At 69.5% G+C, this 16,222-nt stretch carries 18 protein-coding genes and 1 pseudogene; 15 read left to right on the top strand and 4 right to left on the bottom strand.

The genetic code is table 11. The annotated features are described in order from the left end of the window. Positions 1 to 422 (bottom strand): annotated as a pseudogene (locus ACR2FV_RS10535) (hypothetical protein); the annotation flags it as partial. Beyond that, positions 365 to 1,777 (bottom strand): hypothetical protein, encoded by a 1,413-nt coding sequence (locus ACR2FV_RS10530; RefSeq protein ID WP_434015648.1) that lies wholly within the window; start codon positions 1,775 to 1,777, stop codon positions 365 to 367. The pseudogene ACR2FV_RS10535 and the gene ACR2FV_RS10530, both read right to left, overlap by 58 nt. A 486-nt stretch (positions 1,778 to 2,263) precedes the next feature. On the opposite strand from ACR2FV_RS10530, the gene ACR2FV_RS10525 reads away from it, so the two are divergent. The 14 genes from ACR2FV_RS10525 (at position 2,264) to ACR2FV_RS10460 (ending at position 13,972) form a co-directional block, all read left to right on the top strand. Then, a complete protein-coding gene (locus tag ACR2FV_RS10525) occupies positions 2,264 to 3,148 on the top strand; it encodes an L-threonylcarbamoyladenylate synthase (RefSeq protein WP_434015647.1) in 885 nt (294 codons plus the stop codon). Between the two features lie 79 nt (positions 3,149 to 3,227). Then, complete coding sequence (glyA, locus tag ACR2FV_RS10520) at positions 3,228 to 4,520, top strand: serine hydroxymethyltransferase (RefSeq protein WP_434015646.1); 1,293 nt, start codon at positions 3,228 to 3,230, stop codon at positions 4,518 to 4,520. 46 nt (positions 4,521 to 4,566) lie between these two features. Then, positions 4,567 to 5,661 (top strand): glycosyltransferase family 4 protein, encoded by a 1,095-nt coding sequence (locus ACR2FV_RS10515; RefSeq protein WP_434015645.1) that lies wholly within the window; start codon positions 4,567 to 4,569, stop codon positions 5,659 to 5,661. A gap of 87 nt (positions 5,662 to 5,748) precedes the next feature. Continuing rightward, on the top strand, positions 5,749 to 6,189 hold the full coding sequence (locus tag ACR2FV_RS10510) for a hypothetical protein (RefSeq protein ID WP_434015644.1): 441 nt from the start codon (positions 5,749 to 5,751) through the stop codon (positions 6,187 to 6,189). A gap of 42 nt (positions 6,190 to 6,231) precedes the next feature. Next, a complete protein-coding gene (locus ACR2FV_RS10505) occupies positions 6,232 to 6,471 on the top strand; it encodes an AtpZ/AtpI family protein (protein ID WP_434015643.1) in 240 nt (79 codons plus the stop codon). Between the two features lie 70 nt (positions 6,472 to 6,541). After that, positions 6,542 to 7,324: a F0F1 ATP synthase subunit A gene (atpB, locus tag ACR2FV_RS10500; protein WP_434015642.1), complete on the top strand. Its 783-nt coding sequence runs from the start codon at positions 6,542 to 6,544 to the stop codon at positions 7,322 to 7,324. 74 nt (positions 7,325 to 7,398) lie between these two features. Continuing rightward, positions 7,399 to 7,608, top strand: coding sequence for an ATP synthase F0 subunit C (gene atpE, locus ACR2FV_RS10495; RefSeq protein ID WP_434015641.1), 210 nt, complete (start codon positions 7,399 to 7,401; stop codon positions 7,606 to 7,608). 46 nt (positions 7,609 to 7,654) lie between these two features. Beyond that, positions 7,655 to 8,239: a F0F1 ATP synthase subunit B gene (locus tag ACR2FV_RS10490; protein WP_434015640.1), complete on the top strand. Its 585-nt coding sequence runs from the start codon at positions 7,655 to 7,657 to the stop codon at positions 8,237 to 8,239. Next, positions 8,239 to 9,048 carry a F0F1 ATP synthase subunit delta gene (locus ACR2FV_RS10485; RefSeq protein WP_434015639.1) on the top strand — a complete coding sequence of 270 codons (810 nt, stop codon included), beginning with the start codon at positions 8,239 to 8,241 and terminating at the stop codon, positions 9,046 to 9,048. The genes ACR2FV_RS10490 and ACR2FV_RS10485 overlap by 1 nt, the downstream gene beginning before the upstream one ends. Before the next feature lie 91 nt (positions 9,049 to 9,139). Then, positions 9,140 to 10,777 carry a F0F1 ATP synthase subunit alpha gene (gene atpA / locus ACR2FV_RS10480; protein ID WP_434015638.1) on the top strand — a complete coding sequence of 546 codons (1,638 nt, stop codon included), beginning with the start codon at positions 9,140 to 9,142 and terminating at the stop codon, positions 10,775 to 10,777. A 13-nt stretch (positions 10,778 to 10,790) separates the two neighbouring features. Beyond that, positions 10,791 to 11,705: a F0F1 ATP synthase subunit gamma gene (locus tag ACR2FV_RS10475; protein WP_434015637.1), complete on the top strand. Its 915-nt coding sequence runs from the start codon at positions 10,791 to 10,793 to the stop codon at positions 11,703 to 11,705. A 16-nt stretch (positions 11,706 to 11,721) separates the two neighbouring features. Further along, positions 11,722 to 13,182 (top strand): F0F1 ATP synthase subunit beta, encoded by a 1,461-nt coding sequence (gene atpD, locus ACR2FV_RS10470; RefSeq protein WP_434015636.1) that lies wholly within the window; start codon positions 11,722 to 11,724, stop codon positions 13,180 to 13,182. 53 nt (positions 13,183 to 13,235) lie between these two features. Further along, a complete protein-coding gene (locus ACR2FV_RS10465) occupies positions 13,236 to 13,517 on the top strand; it encodes a F0F1 ATP synthase subunit epsilon (RefSeq protein WP_434015635.1) in 282 nt (93 codons plus the stop codon). Between the two features lie 5 nt (positions 13,518 to 13,522). Then, positions 13,523 to 13,972, top strand: a complete 450-nt coding sequence (locus ACR2FV_RS10460; RefSeq protein ID WP_434015634.1) for a DUF2550 family protein — start codon at positions 13,523 to 13,525, stop codon at positions 13,970 to 13,972. Between the two features lie 17 nt (positions 13,973 to 13,989). On the opposite strand, the gene ACR2FV_RS10455 is transcribed toward ACR2FV_RS10460, so the two are convergent. Further along, positions 13,990 to 14,616 carry a cob(I)yrinic acid a,c-diamide adenosyltransferase gene (locus ACR2FV_RS10455; protein ID WP_434015633.1) on the bottom strand — a complete coding sequence of 209 codons (627 nt, stop codon included), beginning with the start codon at positions 14,614 to 14,616 and terminating at the stop codon, positions 13,990 to 13,992. Positions 14,617 to 14,766: 150 nt separating this feature from the next. Here ACR2FV_RS10455 and ACR2FV_RS10450 point away from each other — a divergent pair, with 150 nt between their 5' ends. Then, a complete protein-coding gene (locus ACR2FV_RS10450; protein ID WP_434015632.1) occupies positions 14,767 to 15,150 on the top strand; it encodes an STAS domain-containing protein in 384 nt (127 codons plus the stop codon). A gap of 18 nt (positions 15,151 to 15,168) precedes the next feature. Here ACR2FV_RS10450 and ACR2FV_RS10445 read toward each other — a convergent pair. Beyond that, positions 15,169 to 16,222: gamma-glutamyltransferase (locus ACR2FV_RS10445; protein ID WP_434015631.1), on the bottom strand; the 1,054-nt coding region annotated here is incomplete at its 5' end.

Here is a 16,222-nt window from a genome sequence, read left to right as displayed (position 1 = left end):
CGCAGCTGGCTGTCCCACAGTTTCAGGGTCAGGTTGTGGTGGTGGTGGGAGTGCTCGTAGGCCACGTTGGCCTCACTGGTCCATCGGCTCTGGGCCCAGGGTTGGACGTGGTCGGGTTGGGCGTGCGCCGCGTCGCGGGTGCATCCGGGGCTGCGGCAGGTGCGGTCGGCCGCGCGGAGCTGGTCCAGCATGGCCCGATCCGGGCGGTATGAGGTGGTGGAGCGTTCGACGCATCGCCCGTCGGCGGGGTCGGTGAGCAACCGGTGGATCGTGGTGCCTGCGGTGACGGTGAGCTCGCGGGCGTGCTCGGCGGTGATCGGTCCGAAGCCGGGCAGGTGCGCGACGGCGGTGGAGTCCGGGTCGATCAACGCGTCCAATGGGACGATGACCTCCAGGTTGACCTGCGCCGCGTCGCTGTCCAACGCGGCACGCAGCCGCGGCCCGGGCTCAGCGACCAGTGCCTCGTCCTCGGCCTGGTCCTGATCGGCGGCGGCCTGCCCCGCGCCGCCTGGTGCGGTGGGTGTGCGGCGGTCTCCGGTGCTGCAGTGCCTTGCGTGGCGGCGCTGGCTGGTGCGCTCACCGGCTCCTCGGCTTGGCCCTGCTTTTCTTCTTCGCCGGGCAGGATGCCGTGGACCAGCAGCGTCAACGTCAGGTCCGCGCGGAGCTGGGCGATGGTGCGCTCGTCTCCGTGGTACCGGGACCGGCGGGCCACCGAGTCGACTCGCAGGATCGCCGCGACGACGGCGCTCGTGGGACCGGTCACGGTGAACGTGGCGGTGCCGTCGTCGTCCAGCAAGGCGGTGGCGTCCCGGGACTCGAGCCGGGCCCGGCGTCGGGCACGGGCCGCGGCGGCGTCGGTGCCCTCGACGGCGACGACCGCCCGGTGCAACCTGCTGGTGAACTGCTCCCGGCTGGGCCGCACGGGCACCCCGTCCCCGTCCGGCACCGGGCCGAGCACCTGATCGGCGACGACCCCCGCCTGCGCCACGGGCAGGTTGCGGGCCCGGCGCCAGAAGTCGAGCACGTCCCGCAGGTTGACCCACCCGGCGGCGAGGGCCCACTGGGCCCGTTGCGCGACTCCACCGGGGGCCAGCGCCAGCCCGACCCGGTCGTGGCAGGACTGTATGCCCCACCCGGTCAACGCCTGCAGCTCGCTGGCCACGGCGGACTTGGTCTGCGCCCGCCACTGCGTGCGGCGGGTCAGCGACAGCTCGTCCACTCCGGCGACGTCAGCCCGGGCCAACAGCTCCTGCCCGGCAGCCACGGCCAGCTCCCGGACCATCCCCAGCATCGCGGCGTCGGTGAACCGGGACAGCACCATGGTGGCCTGGATCCCGTCGATCAACTGTTGGTCCCGGGCCGCGGCCGGCGCCCCCGCCCCCGCCCCGGCCGTGTTGGCTCCGCCTGTTCGCATCCCCACCGCCACAGTCAGCACCTGCTCAGCGGCCTGCTCGGGCAACCCCAAACCAGTCAACCCCGACATCGCGGCGCGCACCGCCGCGGGATCAAGACCACCGGCCGGGTCACCGGGCTGCGGCTGAGCACCACGGGCCACCGGTTTACCCTCGGCCGGCTCCTGCGCTTCCGGCACTTCCGGCGCGACCAGATCCACGACGCCCGAGCACCAGTGAAGATCGACCAGTTCCGTGAAGGGTGTTGTCAGCTCGGCCAGCTCGGCATCCAGGTCATGTGCGGCCAGGAGGTCAGCCAGGACGCCTTCCAGACCCTCCCCGGGCCTGCCTTCCGCCTCGGATGTCGGGCAGCGCTGATCGGTCATGGTGCTCGACCTCCTCCGGCTGCCCGCTCACCCGACGGATGAATGCTGATCTCCTGATCATAGAACAGACGTACGACATACCCCTGCCGCCACGCCGCGGACGGCGACCCGGGAATGCGCAGCATCCGGGGTTCGTCTGCTCGGAGCTCTGCTGAGGCCAGCGGGGACAGCAGCCACGAGCGCCCGCGGAGACGCAGCCACGAGCGCCCGTGGAGACGACGAGCGGGACCCCTCGGGCCGATGCCCGGGAGCCCCGCTCCTGCGACAGGTCAGAGGACGCTGAGCAGATACACCACCAGCACGATGATCAGCAGCACGCCGACGATGGTCCAGATCATTCCACTACCGCGCATGGTCGTTCTCCTTCGCCTTGGTGGAGCCGCAGGCTGGAGCCTGAGCCACTACTTACGTCACGGTAGTCACATCTGGGCCGGCCGCATCCTGAAATGTCCGGACGACAGCCACCCGGGTGTCAGAATGTGCGGCGTGATCGTGGACTGCTCAAACCCCGACAACCGGGACGAGGCCATCAAGGAGGCGAGCGACGTCGTGCGCGCGGGCCGCATCGTGGTGCTGCCCACCGACACCGTCTACGGCGTCGGCGCCGACGCCTTCGACGAGGTGGCGGTGGCCATGGTCCTCGCGGCCAAGCACCGGGACCGCGAGATGCCGCCGCCGGTGCTGGTGCCCAGTCCGCGGACGGTGGACGGCCTGGCCACGGCTGTGCCGATGTACGCCAAGATCCTGATGCGTCAGTTCTGGCCCGGCCCGCTGACCCTGGTGCTGCGCGCGCAGGCATCCCTGGCCTGGGACCTGGGGGAGACCAACGGCACCGTCGCCCTGCGTATGCCGGACGACGACATCGCGTTGGCGTTGCTGAGCGAGGTCGGTCCGATGGCAGTCACCAGCGCCAACGTGACCGGCCGGCCGGCGGCGACCACGGCCGCGCAGGCGCAGGAGCAGCTCGCCGGCGCGGTGACGACATACCTGGACGGCGGTCCTCGCACCGGGGGAGCGGCGTCCACCATCGTGGACTGCACCGGCGAGGAGCCCGTGGTGCTGCGGCACGGCGCGCTGCCGGCCGACCGCCTTCGCGAGGTGCTGGGGGAGACCCGCCTGCTCGACGAGCCGGCCTCTCCCGAGGAGCCCGCCGAGGACACGTCCAGCACGGAGCCCGCCGAGGACACGTCCAGCACGGAACCCGCCGAGACGCAGGAGTCGCACGCCGCGCAGGTTGCCGACCCGGAGTCGCCCGGGGAGCCCCTTCCGGGAGTCCTTCCCGTCGTCTCCGCCCGACTGGTCGGCAGTGTGCGTCCCACCTCCGTGCGGGTGCCCGACGCGGCGCTGCGGGACCTGCCGCCGAGCCGCTGAGTCCGCGAGCGGCACCCCCTACAGTGGGATCTGCACGGCCGGTGTCGCCCCGGCCCCGCCCAGTCACCGAGGAGAGTCGTTGAGCACCCAGGTCACCCCCCAGTCGTACTACGGACCCAGCTTCGCCGCCCTGCTCGACAGTGATCCGCAGATCGCCGAGCTCCTGGTCAGCGAGCTGGACCGGCAGCGAGCCGGCATCCAGCTGATCGCCAGCGAGAACCAGACCACCCCGGCCGTGCTGGCGGCCCTGGGCTCGACGCTGTCCAACAAGTATGCCGAGGGCTATCCGGACCGGCGCTACTACGGCGGGTGTGTCGAGGTCGACAAGGTGGAGAAGCTCGCGATCGAGCGTGCGAAGAGCCTCTTCGGCGCCGAGCACGCCAACGTCCAGCCGCACTCGGGCGCCAGCGCCAACCAGGCCGTCTACGGCGCCTTCGCCGCGCCCGGTGACACCATCCTGGGGATGTCGCTGGATCACGGCGGGCACCTCACCCACGGGTTCAAGGTGTCCTTCTCGGGCAAGTGGTTCAACGCCGTGCACTACGGCGTGGCCAAGGAGACCGAGGACATCGACTACGACCAGGTGCGCGACCTGGCCAAGGAGCACCGCCCCAAGCTCATCATCGCCGGCGGCTCGGCCATCCCGAGGAAGATCGACTTCGCCGCCTTCCGGCAGATCGCCGACGAGGTGGGCGCGATCTTCTGGGTCGACGCCGCGCACTTCATCGGCCTGGTGGCGGGTCAGGCGATCCCCTCGCCGGTGCCGCACGCCGACGTCGTCAGCTTCACCACCCACAAGGTGCTGCGCGGCCCCCGTGGCGGGGCCATCGTGTGCAAGGCCGAGCACGCGGCCAAGATCGACCGGGCCGTCTTCCCGATGATGCAAGGTGGCCCGCTGATGCACGGGGTGGCCGCCAAGGCGGTCAACTTCGCCGAGTGCGCGACGACCGCCTACCAGGACTATGCCCGCTCGGTGATCGCCAACGCCCAGGCGCTCGCTGCCGGGCTCGGCGAGCGCGGCATCCGCCCGATCACGGGCGGCACCGACACCCACCTGTCGCTGCACGACCTGCAGGGGGTCGCTGTCACCGGCGCCGATGCCGAGAAACGCTGCGACGCGGCCGGCATCGTGCTCAACAAGAACGCCATCCCGTTCGACCCGGAGAAGCCCAACATCGCCTCCGGCATCCGGGTCGGCACCCCGTCGGTGACGACCCAGGGCATGGGCACCGAGCAGATGGAGCGCATCGCCGACCTGATCCACCGCGCCGTCACCACCACGGACGGCGACCCCGAGCACGAGACTGCGCGGTCATTGCGCGCCGAGGTGACCGAGCTGCTCGGCGCGTATCCGGCATACCCGACCCCCTGAGCGGCGACCGGGCGGCGGACGCGGTGCGGGTCGGAGGAGGTGAGCGGTGCGCGAGTACCTCCTCATCCTGCTGACCGCAGCGATCTTCACGTATGCCGCCACGACCCTGGTGCGCCGGCTCGCCTTCGTCGTCGGTGCGGTGACCCCGGTGCGGGCCCGCGACGTGCACGCGGTGCCGACGCCGCGGCTCGGTGGGGTGGCCATGCTGATCGGCTTCGCCGCCGCCGTGCTCGTGGGCTCCCGGCTACCCTTCCTCGGTCAGCTCTTCGAGACCCCCGAGCTGATCGGCGTGCTGCTCGGCGCGACCATCATCACACTCATGGGCGCGCTGGACGATGTGCGCGACCTGGACTGGCTGACCAAGCTCGCCGGGCAGGTGATCGCCGGGGGAGTGATGGCCTTCTTCGGGGTGCAGCTGCTCAGCCTGCCGATCTTCGGGGTGACCGTGCTTCCCGAGCCGGTGCTGGTGACCCTGACCATCCTGATCGTGGTCATCTCCACCAATGCGGTCAACTTCATCGACGGCCTCGACGGTCTGGCCGCCGGGGTCGTGTTCATCTCCGCGAGCGCCTTCTTCGCCTGGACCTATCTGGTGGCGCGGGCCTTCGACCCACCCAACGTCTTCTCCACGGCCACCTTCATCACCGCGGCCTTGATGGGGTGCTGCCTGGGCTTCCTGCCGCACAACATCCACCCGGCCCGGCTGTTCATGGGCGACGCGGGGGCGCTGCTGCTCGGCCTGCTGCTGTCGGCCGCCACGATCTCGATGACGGGCAGCGTGGACCCCAACTCCAGCGTGGCCGCCACCTCGGCCCTGGCCGCCTTCACGCTGCCGCTGCTCCTTCCCGTGGCGATCCTGGCCATCCCGATCCTGGACATGGCTCTGGCCGTGGTCCGGCGCACCCGTCGCGGCGTGCACCCGTGGAAGCCCGACGCGCACCACCTGCACCACCAGCTGCTGCGCATCGGGCACAGCCATCGTCGCGCCGTGGGGTTGCTCTATCTGTGGTCGGGGCTGCTGGCGATGGGTGCGGTCTCGTTCGCCTATGTGCCACCCTGGGTCTCGATCATCGGGATCGCGGTCGCCGTCGGCGTCGCGGCCCTGCTGACCTGGCGTCCATGGGAGCGATCACCCACATGACCAGCATGTTCGACCCCCTACGGGACCTTGTGATAGTTTTCACAAGCAGATGTCCCGGGCCCGCTGAGATTCACCGGATTGGACGAGATGGCCTCCCCTGACCCCGCTCCTGCCGCGCAGCAGGATGCCTTCGGCGAGCTGCTGCGCGGATCGCTCGTGCCGACCCTGGTGGCAGCGGCCGGATGCGCGGTGGTCGGTCTGCTGAGCAGCCCGATGGCAGCATGGTCCTCGATCTTCGGCGCCGCCATGGTCGTCGTCTTCTTCGCAGCCGGTCTCACGGTGATGAAGTTCACCGCGCATCTGGCTCCGAGCACCGTGATGGCGATGGTCATGCTCAGCTACACCCTCAAGGTGGTGCTGCTGGGCCTCACGCTCTTCCTTGTCCGCGATGCCACCTGGTTGTCCGGGTTCGCGGCCGGGGTGACCATCACGATCTGCACGCTGGTCTGGCTGATCTTCGAGATGCGCAGCTATCGTCGACTCCGCATCTTTGTCTACGACCCGAAGCCTGCTGGTGAGGGGTCATGACGACCCGCCGGTCACCGCTGTGCACGCAGATCGAAGGACACCATGCAGGAGCATCCACCCGACCCGGACGACGCTCGGGAGCGCCTGCGTGCCGAGAACTCCCGGGAGGCCGACTCCGCGTGGCGGGCGATTGCCTACCTGATCAGCGGACCGATGGTCTACGGCGGGCTGGGCGCCCTGCTGGATCACTGGATCGGCACGTCCTGGCTGGTCGGGGTCGGCATCGTCGCAGGCATGGTGTTGTCGCTATACCTGATCTGGTTCCGGTACGGTACGCACTGATCGCCTCATCCGTGTGGAGTCCCTGTTCCACCCACGGGCGACGAGTCCAGCCCATCCGAAGGAGTGACGCGTGACCACGACGGTCCCCCTTGCGGCGTCGGAGTACGAGCCACCCGGTGTCGAGGACTTCTGGCAGCCGTTGATCGGAGACGGAGCCTGGGCGATCACCCGGCCCTCCATCGTGCTGCTGCTGTCTGTTGGCCTGATCTCCTGGTTGCTCCTGGCCGGCACGAAGCGCCGCGCCCTGGTCCCCGGTCGCGGTCAGATGATCACCGAGGGTGTCTACGGCCTGACCCGCAACCACCTCGGGCGGGAGATCATCGGCAGCAAGGAGTTCTTGCGGTTCGTCCCGCTGCTGTTCACCCTGTTTACGTTCATCCTGGTCAACAATCTCTTCGGCGTGATTCCGCCGATCCAGTATCCGACCATGGGCCGGGTCGCCTTCCCCATCGTCCTGGCGCTCGTGGTGTGGTTGGTCTTCCACTTCGTGGGTATGAAGAAGCATGGGTTTTTCGGTTACTGGAAGTCCCTGGTGCCGGCGGGCCTGCCCAAGCTCATGGTGCCGATCATCTTCATCCTGGAGCTGATCACGGACCTGTTCACCCGTCCCGTCACGCTGGCCCTTCGACTGTTCGGCAACATGTTTGCCGGTCACATCCTGCTGATCCTCTTCATCGCCGGGGGATGGGAGATGCTCACCGCGGGCGGCTTTCTGTCCGTGGTCGGCGGACTCACCTGGGTGATGGCCCTGGTCATGACCCTCTTCGAGATCCTCGTCGAGTTCCTCCAGGCCTACGTGTTCACCCTGCTCACCGCTCTCTACATCGCCGGTGCCGTCGCCGACGAGCACTGACCCCTACTGACCAGCGCCACGACCGCCCCGGATCGACCTCGACCGGGATCATCTCCGAAAGGTAAGAACAGATCATGACTGGTTCCCTCGCCATCGTCGGCTACGGCCTGTCCGCCATCGGCCCCGGCATCGGTGTCGGCCTCATCTTCGCTGCCTACATCAACGGTGTCGCCCGCCAGCCCGAGGCTCGCGGCATGCTGCAGCCCATCGCCTTCCTGGGCATGGCCATCGTCGAGGCGCTCGCGATCTTCGGTATCGCCCTGGCCTTCGTCTTCTCGGGCTGACCCGAGCCTCGATGCGTCCCACCCACGTCGACCCCTAGGAGACATCGTGCACACTGCCATCCGCATGGCCGAGGGTGAAGAGGGATTCTGGGCCACCGCATACCCGATCCTGCCGCACCCCGTCGAGCTGTTCTTCGGGCTGTTCACCTTCGCCCTGCTCTACTTCGTTGTGAGCAAGTATGTGGTGCCGCGCTTGGAGCAGATCTACACCGAGCGCACCGCCGCCATCGAGGGTGGCATGGAGAAGGCCGAGAAGGCTCAGGCCGAGGCCGAGGAAGCGCGTCAGCACTATGTCGCCCAGCTGGCCGAGTCCCGTGAGGACGCCGGCCGCATCCGCGAGGAGGCCAAGGAGCAGGGCGCACAGATCGTCGCCGAGGCGCGGGAGCAGGCCCAGGCCGAGGCCGACCGGATCAAGGAGAGCGGCAAACGGCAGATCGAGGCCGAGCGGCAGCAGGCGATGACCCAGCTGCGCGGCGAGGTGGGTCGGCTCTCCACCGACCTGGCCGGCCGGATCGTCGGTGAGTCCCTGGAGGACCCCGCCCGGCAGAGCGGGGTGGTCGAGCGGTTCATCGCCGAGCTGGAGAGCGGCTCGGCGCAGCGTCGCCAGGTGCCTGCGGGGCAGGAGTCCTGATGCCGGGCCCGACTCGCAATGCCGCGCTGACCTCACGCAAGTCCCTCGAGGAGGTGCTCTCCGGCGACGTCGACATGCGACAGCTGGCCGAGGACCTGTTCGCGGTGGCGGGCATGGTCGGTGGATCGGCGGTGCTGCGGCGGGCCCTGGCTGACCCCTCCCGAGAGGGCAAGGACCGCGCGGCGCTTGCCGACCGGCTGCTCGTCGGGCGGATCGGAGACCCCGCCCAGCAGGTCACGCGCACCGCGGTCTCGCAGCGCTGGAGCAAGCCGATGGACCTGGCGATCACCCTCGACGAGCTCGGTGTGGAGGCCATGCTCGCCGATGCGCAGCGCCAGGACCGGCTGGGCCAGGTCGAGGACGAGCTCTTCCGCTTCCACCGCATCGCGACCGGTGACCCCCGTCTGCAGACCGCGCTGACCGACCGGCGGGCACCGACCTCGGCCAAACGCGACCTCGTCGACTCGCTCCTGGCCGGCAAGGCCGTGCCGGAGACCACCCGGCTGGCCGAGCACGCCGTCGTCTCCCCCCACAGGAGGTTCGGCGCAGCCATCGAGTCCTACCTGCAGATCGCCGCCCGGCGGCTGGACCAGGTGACTGCCGTGGTCACCAGCGCCACGGCCCTGTCCGAGGAGCAGGTCGAGCGCATCGCCCAGGCGCTGTCCGCGCAGTACGAGCGCAACGTCCACGCCAACGTCGTCATCGACCCGGCTGTCCTGGGTGGCATCCGGATCGAGATCGGCGACGAGATCATCGAGGGCACGGTGCGCAGTCGTCTCGACGAAGCCCGCCGCCACCTGAGCGGATAACCGGCACCCGCGCCCGCACCTACCCACCGATCGAGCCCACGCACCGACCGACCGGCCCCATTGCATACCGGGGCCAGCGAAGGAGTAGACCATGACGGAGCTGACCATCCGTCCGGAGGAGATCCGCGACGCCCTGGACAAGTTCGTCCAGTCCTACGATCCGAGCGCCGCCTCCCGGGAGGAGGTCGGGCGGGTTTCGGACGCCGGCGACGGCATCGCCCACGTCGAGGGCCTGCCCTCGGCGATGACCAACGAGCTGCTGAAGTTCGAGGACGGCACTCTGGGCCTGGCCCTCAACATGGACGTGCACGAGATCGGCGTCGTCATCCTCGGTGCGTTCGCCGGGATCGACGAGGGCCAGGAGGTGCGCCGCACCGGCGAGGTTCTCTCGGTGCCGGTGGGCGACGGCTACCTGGGTCGCGTGGTGAACCCGCTGGGCCAGCCGATCGACGGTCTGGGCGAGGTCGAGTCCGACGAGCGACGTGCGCTGGAGCTGCAGGCGCCGTCGGTGATGCAGCGCAAGTCGGTCCACGAGCCGCTGCAGACCGGCATCAAGGCGGTCGACTCGATGATCCCGATCGGCCGCGGTCAGCGCCAGCTGATCATCGGCGACCGGCAGACCGGCAAGAGCACGGTGGCCATCGACACGATCCTGAACCAGAAGTCCAACTGGGAGTCCGGCGACCCGGACAAGCAGGTGCGCTGCATCTATGTCGCCATCGGCCAGAAGGGCACGACCATCGCCGGCGTGCGCGGCACCCTGGAGGAGGGCGGCGCGCTGGAGTACACCACCATCGTGGCGGCCCCAGCCTCGGACTCCGCGGGCTTCAAGTACCTCGCGCCCTACACCGGGTCGGCCATCGGCCAGAAGTGGATGTACGAGGGCAAGCACGTCCTGATCGTCTTCGACGACCTGTCCAAGCAGGCCGAGGCCTACCGCGCCGTGTCGCTGCTGCTGCGCCGCCCGCCGGGCCGCGAGGCCTACCCCGGCGACGTGTTCTACCTGCACTCGCGGCTGCTCGAGCGCTGCGCCAAGCTCTCCGACGACCTGGGTGCCGGGTCGGTGACCGGGCTGCCGCTCATCGAGACCAAGGCCGGCGATGTCTCGGCATACATCCCGACCAACGTCATCTCGCTCACCGACGGCCGGATCTATCTGCAGGCCGACCTGTTCAACTCCAACGTGCGCCCGGCCATCGACGTGGGCATCTCGGTGTCGCGAGTCGGCGGTGCCGCGCAGATCAAGGCGATGAAGGACGTCTCAGGACGGCTCAAGGTCGACCTCGCACAGTTCCGCGAGATGGAAGCCTTCGCGATGTTCGCCTCCGACCTCGACGCAGCCTCGCGCGCCCAGCTGGAGCGGGGTGCCCGGATGGTCGAGCTGCTCAAGCAGCCGCAGTCCTCGCCGATCGCCGTGGAGGACCAGGTCGCGATCATCTGGGCCGGCACCCAGGGCCACCTGGACTCGGTGCCCACCGCCGACATCCGCCGCTTCGAGCGGGAGTTCGTGGAGCACCTGCACCGCGAGGAGTCCGGCCTGCTCGACGGCATCCGGGAGACCAAGAAGCTCGGTGACGACACCCGGGACGCGCTGGAGCGGGCCATGGAGTCCTTCAAGCAGCAGTTCCGCACCGAGGAGGACGAGCCGGTGGAGCCGGTGGAGGAGGACGTCGAGGCGATGGACGCCGACGACGTCGACCAGGAGCAGATCACCCGGCAGAAGCGCTGAGGGGAGGCCGCACATGGGAGCGCAACAGCGGGAGTACCGCCAGCGCAGCAAGTCGATCCAGTCCATGAAGAAGATCTTCCGGGCGATGGAGCTGATTGCTGCGTCGCGGGTGGTCAAGGCACGGCAGCGGGTCACCGAGACCACGCCGTATGCCGCCGCGATCACCCGGGCAGTCTCGGCTGTGGCCACCTTCAGTCATGAGGACCATCCGCTGACTACCGAGCGGGACAAGCCCACCAAGGCCGGGGTCCTGGTCATCACCAGCGACCGCGGGATGGCCGGTGCCTACTCGGCCAACGTGCTCAAGCAGGCCGAGGCGCTGCGCGAGCACCTGGAGGAGGAGGGGCGGGAGGTCGTGCCCTACCTCAGCGGCCGCAAGGCCGTGCAGTTCTACGGCTTCCGGCGCCGGGAGTTCGCCGAGAGCTGGACCGGCTCCTCCGACTCCCCGGACTTCGAGGTCGCCCAACAGATCGGCGCCCGCATCACCAACGACTTCATCGCCGGGTCCGACGGTAGCGGGGTGGACGAGATCCATGTCGTCTTCACCCGCTTCATCAGCATGGTGAGCCAAGAGGTGAAGGCCGTGCGGCTGCTCCCCTTGGAGGTCGTCGACGCGGTCGATGAGATGGTGGAGTCGGAAGAGCCTTCGAAGTCCGAGCTGCTCCCGCTCTACGAGTTCGAACCCTCCGGGCCCCAGGTGCTGGACGCCCTGCTGCCCAAGTACGTCACCTCCCGTATCTACAACATGCTGCTGCAGTCGGCAGCCTCCGAGCTGGCCGCCCGCCAACGCGCGATGAAGTCGGCCACCGACAACGCGCAGGAGCTCATCACGACATACACCCGGCTGGCCAACCAGGCCCGCCAGGCCGAGATCACCCAAGAGATCAGCGAGATCGTGGGCGGCGCCAACGCCCTCGCCGACAAGTGAGAAGGAAGCACAGACCATGAGCACTGACACCACCGAGGCCCCCGCGAGCGAGAAGACCGAGGGCGGGGTCGGTCGGCTCGCGCGCATCATCGGGCCGGTCGTCGACGTCGAGTTCCCGCCCGGCCAGATCCCCGAGATGTACAACCTGCTGACCACCGAGGTCTCCCTCGGCGAGCTGACCCAGACGCTGAACCTCGAGGTCGCCCTGGACATCGGCGACAACATGGTGCGCGCCATCTCGCTGCAGCCCACGGACGGCCTCGTCCGCGGCGCCGAGGTGCGCGACTCCGGCGGCCCCATCTCGGTGCCCGTCGGTGACGCCACCCTGGGCAAGGTGTTCAACGCCACGGGTGACTGCCTCAACCTCGAGGGCGACGAGAAGCTGGAGGTCGACGAGCGCTGGGGCATCCACCGCCCCTCGCCCGCCTTCGACCAGCTCGAGTCCAAGACCACGATGTTCCAGACCGGCATCAAGGTCATCGACCTGATGACCCCGTATGTCGAGGGCGGCAAGATCGGCCTGTTCGGCGGAGCCGGGGTCGGCAAGACCGTGCTGATCCAGGAGATGATCGCCCGGGTCGCCCGCGACCACGGCGGAGTGTCGGTGTTCGCCGGCGTCGGGGAGCGCACCCGCGAGGGCAACGACCTCATCGTCGAGATGGAGGAGGCCGGCGTGCTCGGCCAGACCGCGCTGGTCTTCGGTCAGATGGACGAGCCGCCGGGCACCCGGCTGCGCGTCGCCCTGTCGGCGCTGACCATGGCGGAGTACTTCCGGGACGTCAAGGAACAGGACGTGCTGCTGTTCATCGACAACATCTTCCGCTTCACCCAGGCCGGCCAGGAGGTGTCGACCCTGCTGGGCCGGATGCCCTCGGCCGTGGGCTACCAGCCCACCCTGGCCGACGAGATGGGCGTGCTGCAGGAGCGCATCACCTCCACGCGCGGCCACTCGATCACCTCGATGCAGGCGATCTACGTGCCCGCGGACGACTACACCGACCCCGCCCCGGCCACGACGTTCGCCCACCTGGACGCCACCACCGAGCTGTCCCGGCCGATCGCCTCCCAGGGGATCTACCCCGCCGTGGACCCGCTGACCTCGACCAGCCGGATCCTGGACCCGCGATACATCACCCAGGAGCACTACGACACCGCGGTTCGGGTGCGCTCGATCCTGCAGCGTTACAAGGAGCTGCAGGACATCATCGCCATCCTCGGCATCGACGAGCTCGCCGAGGAGGACAAGGTGTTGGTCGGCCGGGCCCGCCGGATCGCCCGCTTCTTGTCCCAGAACACCTACGTGGCCAAGCAGTTCACCGGTCTGGAGGGCTCGACCGTGCCGCTGGAGGACACGATCGAGGCGTTCACCAAGGTCGCCGACGGCGAGTACGACCACGTCCCCGAGCAGGCGTTCTTCATGTGTGGCGGACTGGACGACGTCGAGCGTCAGGCCTCCGAGCTGGAGAAGAACAACTGAGGCTGGGCGCAGTCCTAGACTGACCGCATACCCCGAGCACCGAGAGGATCCCCGTGAGCTCCTTGAACGTCGAGATCGTCGCTGCCGACCGCAAGGTCTGGAGCGGTGAAGCCACCATGGTCGCCGCCCGCAGCATCGACGGCGATCTGGGCATCCTGCCGGGGCACACACCCGTGCTCGGGGTCCTGGTCTCCGGTGACGTCCGGATCAAGACCAGCGGCGGTTCCGCGACGGCCGTCATCGACAGCGGCTTCCTGGCCGTCGACCACGACGACGTCACCATCGTGGCCGATCGCGTCGACGCCGAAGAGCTGTCGGGTCTGGACAGCGACTGACGCTTATGCCGTCCGCGTCCACCACCGTGCTGGTGCTGTTGTGGGTGGCAGCGGCCCTGGTGCTGCTGACCCTCGCCTGGTGGTTGTTCTCGCGGTATGCCGGGACGCCTCGGGGCGCCGGCCCGCGGATGCCGTGTGGCTATCGCGGTCACGAGGATGTCCCCTGGCGTGCGGGATCGCTGCACTACGAGGGTGATCTGCTCGTGCACAGAGGGCCTGATGCCGCATCGAGCCTGAGCCGGCATCGATGGCAACGCGGCGGGCTCGAGCTGGGCTACGCGCAGTCGCTGCGCGGTGATGGTGACGCGCAGGAGCTGCCGGAGGGGCTGTCCCTGGCGGTGCCCGGATACTATGGCGACACGTCCTTCCACCTGGCGATGACCGAGGAGCACTACACCGCCCTGCGGTCCTGGCTGGAGGCCGCGCCCCCGGGGTGGAACAGCAACGTCGCCTGAGGGAGGGCGAGCCGAGCTCAGGCCTCCGGCTCGACCCGGCCCCCGCCGGGCTCCCAGAGCACGTCGCCACCGGCGCCCACGTTGACCGCCCGGGACAGGATGAACAGCAGATCCGACAGCCGGTTGAGATAGGCCGCCGTCAGCGGACTGACCCCACCGTGGCCTTTGGCGGCGCCGTCCGCCGCCGGCTGCGATCCGTGCTCGTCGACCGCGGCCCACGCGGACCGCTCGGCGCGACGACATACCGTGCGGGCCACGTGCAGGTGCGCTGCTGCGGGCGTCCCGCCGGGGAGCACGAAGGAGCGCAGGGCCGGCAGCGCCTCGTTGTAGGTGTCGCAGTCGGCCTCCAGCTCATCGATCCACACCTGCTGCACGCGCAGCGGAGGGTGCTCGTAGGACTCGCGCAGCGGGGTGCACAGGTCGGCTCCGACGTCGAACAAGTCGTTCTGCACTCGCAAGAGGGTGGCTCGCACCGGCTCCGCAAGATCGGCCGTGGCCAGCACCACCCCCAGGGCCGCGTTGGTCTCATCGGTGTCGGCGTAGGCGGTCAGTCGCGGATCGTTCTTGGTCGTCCGGCTGAAGTCGCCCAGTGAGGTCGTGCCGTCGTCGCCGGTGCGGGTGTAGATCTTCGACAAGGTCACCATGGGCGCCATCCTCGCAGACCGGCCGCACCGCGCCGACCCAGGATCGTGACCAGATCGTAACCAGAAAGCATGCATCCTGGAGGTGACTCCTGGCGTCTGGGGCAGTAGAACATGACCAGGGTTTTCAACATGACAGGGTGGAGTGGGGAGATGACAGCAGCAGCGGGCTACCTCGACGTGGTGGTCGAGGCGCCGGGGCGGGAGCTGCGCCTGCGGGGTGCGCTCAACGTGCGGACGGTTCCCAACCTTCGGGCGGACCTGCAGCGGGCGCTCGAGGGGGGTGAGGGCGATCTGGTGCTGCACTTGGGCGAGGCGGAGATTCACGACGCCACCGGCCTCGGCGTGCTGGTCGGTGCTCATCACCGGGCGCTGCGACGCGGACGGCGACTGGTCATCGCGGAGGCCTCGGACCGGCTCGAACGACTGCTGCGGGTGACCAAGCTGCACCTCGTGCTGGCCCGGACGGACTCGGCGCCGATGAGCGGTCCGCTGCGGGCGATGCCCGTGATCCTGCCGATGCGCACACCGCACTGAGCCAGAGAACCGCCCTGTTCAGCCGACCGCCGTGGCTGCGGCGCGGCGGGGGTCGGCTCCGGCGCTGAGCGCCCCGGACTCGTGCTGCATGGCTGCCCCCACGCCGCCGAAGAACATGGCGTGCGGCTCGTGCTCGTGCCGGGGCAGGTCACTGTCGGCCAACGACGCGGCCAGATCGTCGTCCCGCTCGTGGTCGATGCGCACGCTGCCGTCGTCGAGGTGGCGCACGTGCAGCCGGGGCCGGTCGATCGCCTCCTGCAGCCCCTCGCCGTGCAGGCAGACGTGCACGAGCACCTGGGCCAGGGCCGTGGTGATGCGATCAGCGCCGGGGGTGCCGATGGCCAGGCGGGCCCCGTCGCGGCTGCGGCCGGTGGTCGGCGCCATGTTGGAGGCCATCCGGGTGCCGGGTTCCAGGGCGTGCAGACCGCGGCGGTTCAGCTCGGGCTCGCCGAGGGCGTTGTTGGCCAGCACCCCGGTTCCCGCGATCGTCATCCCCGATCCGTAGCCCGAGGACGCGGTGAGCGCGCACGCCATACCGTCCTCGTCCACCACCGAGACGTGCGCCGTCGAGGCCGAGGTAGGCAGTCCGAGGCCATCGGACCCGGCGATGTCGCGCAGCAGGTCCAGGCCCGCAACCGCCAGGTCGGGGGCGACATCGACCCGCTCCAGCCGCAGGTCGAGCACCCGTCGCATGACCTGCGCCGCGACCAACGGGGTGACGGGGGTCGGTGCGTCGGCCAGCAGCCGCAGCATCGCGGTCAGCACGGGACCGCCGATCGCCGGAGGCGGGTTGCAGGCCAGGTCCCAGTCGCCCAGCCGGGAGCGCAGCGCTGGGCGTACCACGGGTCGGTATTCGCGCAGGTCGGTTGCGGTGACCAGGCCACCGCGCTGGGCCATGTCCGCGACAACGCGGGCGCCCAGGTCCCCGACGTATGCCGTCGCCGCGCCCTCGGCGCCCACCTGCTCCAGGGTCTTGGCCAGGTCCGGGTCGATGATGACGTGTCCGGCCGGGAGCGGTCCGCCGTCGAGGGCGTGCACGGCACGGGTCGCCTCGTCCCAGTGGACGATCGTG

This window comes from Ornithinimicrobium sp. (genome assembly GCF_051004135.1).
In the GTDB taxonomy this organism is placed as follows: domain Bacteria; phylum Actinomycetota; class Actinomycetes; order Actinomycetales; family Dermatophilaceae; genus Ornithinicoccus.
This window is presented reverse-complemented; position numbering and strand designations above follow the sequence as displayed.